The following is a 6,327-nucleotide window of genomic DNA, read 5'->3' as shown; positions in this document are numbered from 1 at the left end:
GTACCGAGGAAGTTGGTCTGGCTGATCGAGCCGCCCAGGATCAGGCCGGCGCTCTGGGCGAAGCCCACGCTGGCGGTGATCGAGCCGGATGCCTGCTCTTCGACGCTGTAGTTGACGTCGACCTGGTCGTCGGTGCCCGGCACTGGCGGGGTCTCGACGTTGACTTCCTTGAAGAAGCCCAGGCGCTCCAGGCGGGTCTTGGACTGGTCGATCAGGTAGGTCGAAGCCCAGCCGCCTTCCATCTGGCGCATTTCGCGGCGCAGCACTTCGTCTTCGGTCTTGGTGTTGCCGCGGTAGTTGATGCGGTTGACGTAGGCACGCTTGCCCGGGTCGACCACGAACATGATGTCGACGGTGTGGTCTTCGTCATTGGGCTGTGGCACGCCGTTGACGTTGGCGAAGGTATAGCCTTCGTTACCAAGGCGGCGGGTGATCAGCTCGGACGTGGTGGTCATCACCTTGCGCGAGAACACCTGGCCCGGCTGCACCAGCAGCAGCGACTTGACCTGGTCTTCCGGCACTTTCAGGTCGCCCGACAGCTTCACGTCACGAACGGTGTACTTCTCGCCTTCGTTGACGTTGACGGTGATGTAGACGTGCTTCTTGTCCGGGGTGATCGACACCTGGGTGGAAGCGATGTCCATGTTGATGTAGCCGCGGTCCAAGTAGTAGGAACGCAGGCGCTCCAGGTCACCGGAAAGTTTTTCGCGGGCGTACTTGTCGTCATTCTTGAAGAACGACAGCCAGTTGGTGGTCTTGAGCTCGATCAGCTGCGCCAGCTCTTCATCATCGAACACGGTGTTGCCGACGACGTTGATGTGCTGGATGGCAGCGACGGTGCCTTCGTTGATCTTGATCTTCAGGGCAACCCGGTTGCGCGGCTGCGGCACCACCTCGGCGTCGACCTCGGCCGAGTAGCGGCCCTGGGCCACGTACTGGCGCTGCAGTTCGTTACGCACGCCTTCGAGGGTGGCACGCTGGAAGATCTCGCCTTCGGCCAGGCCCGACTGTTTCAGGCCCTTCATCAGGTCTTCGGTGCTGATCGCGTTGTTGCCTTCAATCTCGATGCTCGACACCGACGGGCGCTCGACCACGTTGATGATCAGGACATCGCCGTCGCGGTTCAGCTGGATATCCTGGAAGAAGCCGGTCTTGAACAGCGAACGGGTCGACTCCACCAGGCGCCGGTCATCGGCCTGATCGCCCACGTTCAGGGGCAAGGCACCGAAAACGCTGCCGGCGGATACCCGCTGCAGGCCGTTGACCCTGATGTCGGCGATCCTGAACGGCGCCGCCTGGGCCACGCAGGCTTGTAGCAGCAGGATGGAGAGCAACAGACGCGGGTAGTTCATCGGGGGTTCCAGGCGGGCGTAAGGGTGGCTGAGCAGGCTCGGCGAAGGCGCGCGGCGGCTGCCAGGCAAGCGGGCGATGAGGATAAGGGCGGGCTGTGTTTGGCGCGGTTAACCCAGGGTAAAGATGTGTAAAGTTCGCCCAGCTTGCGGTGACAGCCTGGCGCGGCAGGGCGATCATGAGCGCTTTGTAACCCCTGCCTAAGCGTACCCACCATGATTCCTGTGCTGTTGGTCGATGACGACCGCGAACTCACCGAAATGCTTGCCCTTTACCTGGCCCGCGAAGGTTTCCAGGCGACCGCCGTGGCTAGCGGCGAAGAGGGCGAGACCAAAGCCTTGAGTGGGGCTTTTCGCATCGTGGTGCTGGATGTGATGCTGCCGGGCATCTCAGGGATCGAAGTGTTGCGGCGCATTCGTGCGCGTAGCCAGGTTCCGGTGCTGTTGCTCACCGCCCGTGGTGACAACATCGACCGCATTGCCGGCCTGGAGCTGGGTGCCGATGACTACGTGCCCAAGCCCAGTTCCCCGGGCGAACTGGTGGCGCGCTTGCGCGCGATCCTGCGCCGGGTGCAACCGCACGCATTGGCTGAAAGCCAGGCTGGCGAAGCCATCGGCAGTGGGGCGCTGACGTTGTGGCCAGGGCGCCGCAAGGCCCAGTGGGCTGCTGCTCCTCTGGAACTGACCGGGACTGAATTCAGCCTGCTCGAAGCGTTGGCTCGCCAGGCGGGCCAACTGGTGAGCAAGCAAGACCTGTCGCTCAATGCCCTGGGCCGCCCGCTGACCCGTTACGATCGACGCATCGATGTGCACATCAGCAGCATCCGTCAGAAGCTCGGCCCACGCGCCGACGGCAGCAGCTGGATCCAGAGCGTACGGGGCATGGGCTACATGCTGATCGTCGAATGATGCGTCGGCGCCTGTTCTGGAAGCTGTTTCTGGCCTTCTGGCTGGCCAATAGCCTGACGTTCCTGGTGGGCGCGGGGGCCTTCATGCTCGACGACCTGCGTGGCGACACCCCGGCGCTGCGTTCGCTGCTGGTTACCGAGCTGAACATGTTGCACCGCTACGGCGAGCAGGCCGGCCGCCAGCTGTTGCAGGTTTCGCCCCAGCCAGAAGGTGTGCAGGTGGGGCTGTATGACGGCACCGGCCACTTGCTGGCCGGCAGGGCTGTGGCCATGCCTCGTTTCGAGCGGGCGCTGCTCGACCAGGGCGGCCAGGCCCTGGTGCTGCGCGCTTCGGTGGCAACCTCCCTTGACGAGGCGCCGCGCCCCCGCGCCATGGGCCCGCTCCTCACCGGTACGTTGATGAGCGCGTTGTTTGCCTTGCTGTGTAGCCTGTACCTGACCAGGCCCTTGACCTGGCTGCGCGAGGCCATGGGGCAGGTCGCCCAGGGCCGGTTCGAAGTGCGCGTCAAGCCACGCCTAGGCAAGCGCCGCGACGAGATCGTCGACCTTGCCGAAGACTGCGACCGCATGGCCAGCCAGCTCAAGGCGCTGGTCGAGGCCCAGCAGCAACTGCTGCATGATATTTCTCACGAGCTGCGCTCGCCTTTGACCCGTATGCACGCGGCCATCGGTTTGATACGCCAGCAGCCGGACCGCGGTGAAATGCTTGAACGCATCGAGCGCGAATCACGGCGCATGGATGACCTGATCGAGCAACTGCTGACCCTGGCGCGTGCCCAGTCACAGCCGTGCGATGGCAATTGCGAAGCGCTGGATGTGGTCGAGTTGCTGGCGCAGATAGTCGAAGATGCCCGTTTCGAGGCCGGCATGAAGCAATGCCAGGTTTCGCTGAGCGCGGACGACGCATTTTTTACCCGAGGGCATGAGGAGCTGCTGTATCGCGCCTTCGAGAACGTGGTGCGCAATGCCGTGCGTTACACCGCTGCGGGTACCGAAGTACGGGTGCTGGCGCTGCTGGCCGACGACGGTGAACAGCTGGAAGTGACCATCATCGACCAAGGGCCAGGTGTGGCCCCGGCGCGCCTGCAGAGCATTTTCGAGCCGTTCGACCGGGGTATGGACAGCGGCAGCGATGGCTTCGGCCTGGGTTTGGCCATCGCCCGCCGGGCAATCGCGCTGCATCAGGGCACGATCACCGCCCAGGCGGGAGAGGGAGGGGGATTGCGGGTGAACATCCAATTGCCGCAGCGGGTATGAGCAAACCCTCACCCGCCGCCTCAATCGCAGCCGACTAGCGCCCGAGCATCACCGTCTTCAGCCTTGCCTGCGCCTGCTGCACGGTCTTGGCCTGGTTGTTCAGGTCCGCCAGCAAGGCATTCAACTCAGCCTGAACGGTCGGGTCGGACACCTTCACGATGGCCCCGTTGATCTCTATCTTTTCCTTGTGCGCATCCACGTAGTCGGCCACCTTCAGGCTGCTGTCCAGGGTGCCGTTGATTTGCGGTAGCACGTCCAGGAAGGTGTCGGCCGGGACGCTGACGGTGCGCTCAAAGGCCTTGTCGTAAACCACCTTGAGGTCTTGCGGCTGCTTGAGCTGGGCATGGGCGGTGTCCGCCTTGGCCTTTTGCTCCTGCAACTGCTTGCCCATGTCGTTCAGGCCGGTCTGCACCGCCTTTATGTCGTCACGGCGGGCAGTGACATCATTGAGCGAGCGAACCGCGCCTTTTTGCAGCAGGTTACCCAGAGGCTGCACGGCGGCATCCATCGCGCCGTTGAACTGGGTGATGACTGCATAGTGATCGCTGTAGGGGCCAAAAGCCTCGGTTTCGTCTGCGCTCAGCTTGGGCACATGCACCCCTGGCTTGTCGACGATACGGGTCTGCAGGAATTCGCTGAAGGCGGCACGTTGCTTGGGTTCGCTGTCGCCGCAGGCGGCGAGTACCAGGGGCAGGGCGAGGGCGAGCAGCCAGCGGGGCTGGAATGAGACGTTCATGTCGGTGAATCTCCTGAGTGCATGGGTAGGCCTGCGCACCGTCAAGCGCTGCGCGGCGGTGCAAGGTTAGCGTTTTCCAGCCTGCGGATCCAATCTGGCAGTGAAGGTAAATCCAGACCCGCTGGCTTCATATGCTGGGCAACTCGAACCCGGGGATCTGCCGCCCCAGCTTGAGCGCCTGGCCATGCAGCACGCGCATCAGGTGCAGCGCCGCCTGCGACGGCGGTTCAAAGCGCGAATGGACGAAGCTGATATCGAAGTGAATTTCGTCAGCCAAGCGCACTACGGCCAAGCCGCTGTCCTGTGCCACGAACTCATCGATCAAGGTGATACCCATGCCTTGCTTGACCAGTGCTACGGCTTCGTTGGCATTGGTGAACGACAACAGCGAGTCCAGGTGAAGGCCGCGGCGCGCTATCTCCTCGGCCAGCAGCTTGCCGAACGGCATATCCGGACGGAACAGTAACAGCGGGTGGCCTTCCAGCTGCTGCAGGGTCAGTGAGGGCTGCTGTGCCAGGGGGTAATCGACGGGCATTGCAACGACCATGCGCCCACGCATGAAGGCCTGCGAATGCAAATGATCGTGCACCACCGGCAGGGCGGCGATCGACAGGTCGACCTTTTTTGACAGGATCTGGTTGGGCATCTCGCCCATCAGCGAGGTCTGCCATTCGATCTGCAGTGCGGGCGCCTCACGCTTGAGCTGGGCCAGGGCGATCGGGATCACCACCGTCGACAACGAGGCGCTGCAGGAAATCCGCAGCTTGCGGTGGGTGCCGGTGGCCAGCCCCACTGCGCACTCATTGACCTGCAACGCCGCCTGATACACCCGTTCGACCTCACGGAACAGGATCTGCGCCTCGGCGGTGGGTACCAGGCGGTTGTTGATGCGCTCGAACAGGCGGTAGGCCAGCCGCCCCTCGATGTAGCCGATCAGCTTGCTCACCGCCGGCTGCGAGACGTAGAGCATCTTCGCGGCGGCGCTGATCGAGCCGGTCAGCATCACCGCCCTGAACACCTCCATGTGCCGCAGTTTGAACACCAGTGCACTGGCGTCGCTGCCTTCTTTGCCGGGAAGCATGAGTATTACCTTAGGTTATGGTCTTCGCCATCTGTGTATGAGCGCTATCGCTACGCCCGCAGTATCGTGAACCCAGGCAAGTCGCCCCTGGTGGCGAACAATAACAAGATCTGCAGGCAAGCGCAGTGGCGCTTGAAGGAACCGCTTTTGAACATCTTTGATGAACCGAAGATCGATTGCCATAACCATTTGTTTGACCCTGCACGCTTCGCTTACCACCCCGATGCGCCGTACACACCGTCCGGTCAGGAGGTCGCGCCGCTGGAGCAGTTCAACCAGGTGATGGATGCCTATGGCGTGCGTCATGCCTTGTTGGTGGGGCCCAACAGTGGCTACCACACTGACAACCGCTGCCTGCTGCATGCCTTGGCCAGCGGTCAGGGGCGTTTCAAGGGCATAGCGGTAGTCGATCGTCACATCAGCCTCGAGCAACTGGCCGCGCTGCATGAGCAGGGCGTGGTCGGTGTGGCCTTCAACCCGGCGATGTATGGCGTGGCGAGCCTGCATGACGTCGGGCCGTTGTTCGGCAAGCTTGCCGAACTTGGCCTGTTCGCCCAGATCCAGGTGTGCGAAGACCAGCTCGTCGAATTGCTCGGCCTGATCGAGCGCAGTGCGGTGCGGGTATTGATCGACCATTGCGGGCGCCCGGATGCAGCGGCCGGTACCCAACAGGCCGGCTTCCAGGCACTGCTCAGGCTGGCCCGGCATGGGCGGGCCAGCGTGAAGCTCTCGGGCATGCAGAAATTCGCCGCTACTGCTGCCCTGCATGCGCAGAGCAGCGCCTTCGTGCACGAGTTGATCAACGCTTTTGGTCCGCAAGCCTGTGTATGGGGTTCGGACTGGCCGTTCATCCGCCAGCAAACCCGGGTGGACTACGGCCCCTTGCTGAAGTTGGCCGAGCGCCTGATGCCAGACCCGCACCTGCGGCGAACCATCATGTGGGATACCCCCAGGCGCCTGTTCGGGTTTGCCTGACGCCTGCGCATTCGCCATTCC

General features: G+C 63.0%; 6 protein-coding genes. 3 read left to right on the top strand and 3 right to left on the bottom strand.

Translation table 11 applies throughout. The features are described 5' to 3' along the window. A partial coding sequence (gene bamA, locus BLX42_RS21690) for an outer membrane protein assembly factor BamA (RefSeq protein ID WP_161872582.1) occupies positions 1–1,352 on the bottom strand: 1,352 nt, incomplete at its 3' end. A 213-nt stretch (positions 1,353–1,565) separates the two neighbouring features. Here bamA and BLX42_RS21685 point away from each other — a divergent pair. After that, on the top strand, positions 1,566–2,258 hold the full coding sequence (locus tag BLX42_RS21685) for a response regulator transcription factor (RefSeq protein ID WP_119687116.1): 693 nt from the start codon (positions 1,566–1,568) through the stop codon (positions 2,256–2,258). Next, entirely contained in the window at positions 2,255–3,514 is a 1,260-nt protein-coding gene (locus BLX42_RS21680; protein ID WP_161872581.1) for an ATP-binding protein, read from the top strand. The genes BLX42_RS21685 and BLX42_RS21680 overlap by 4 nt, the downstream gene beginning before the upstream one ends. 34 nt (positions 3,515–3,548) lie before the next feature. On the opposite strand, the gene BLX42_RS21675 is transcribed toward BLX42_RS21680, so the two are convergent. Beyond that, a complete protein-coding gene (locus BLX42_RS21675; RefSeq protein WP_046786054.1) occupies positions 3,549–4,250 on the bottom strand; it encodes a DUF3053 domain-containing protein in 702 nt (233 codons plus the stop codon). Positions 4,251–4,377: 127 nt separating this feature from the next. Next, positions 4,378–5,331, bottom strand: coding sequence for a LysR family transcriptional regulator (locus tag BLX42_RS21670; protein ID WP_046786055.1), 954 nt, complete (start codon positions 5,329–5,331; stop codon positions 4,378–4,380). A 147-nt stretch (positions 5,332–5,478) separates the two neighbouring features. Between BLX42_RS21670 and BLX42_RS21665 the strand changes: the two genes are divergently transcribed. Continuing rightward, complete coding sequence (locus tag BLX42_RS21665; protein ID WP_161872580.1) at positions 5,479–6,306, top strand: amidohydrolase; 828 nt, start codon at positions 5,479–5,481, stop codon at positions 6,304–6,306. Positions 6,307–6,327 lie beyond the last annotated feature (21 nt).

The sequence above is a fragment of the Pseudomonas sp. SG-MS2 genome (genome assembly GCF_009933855.1).
GTDB lineage: Bacteria > Pseudomonadota > Gammaproteobacteria > Pseudomonadales > Pseudomonadaceae > Aquipseudomonas > Aquipseudomonas putida_E.
Note: the sequence above shows the minus strand (reverse complement) of the source record. Positions and strands in the feature narration are given on the sequence as shown.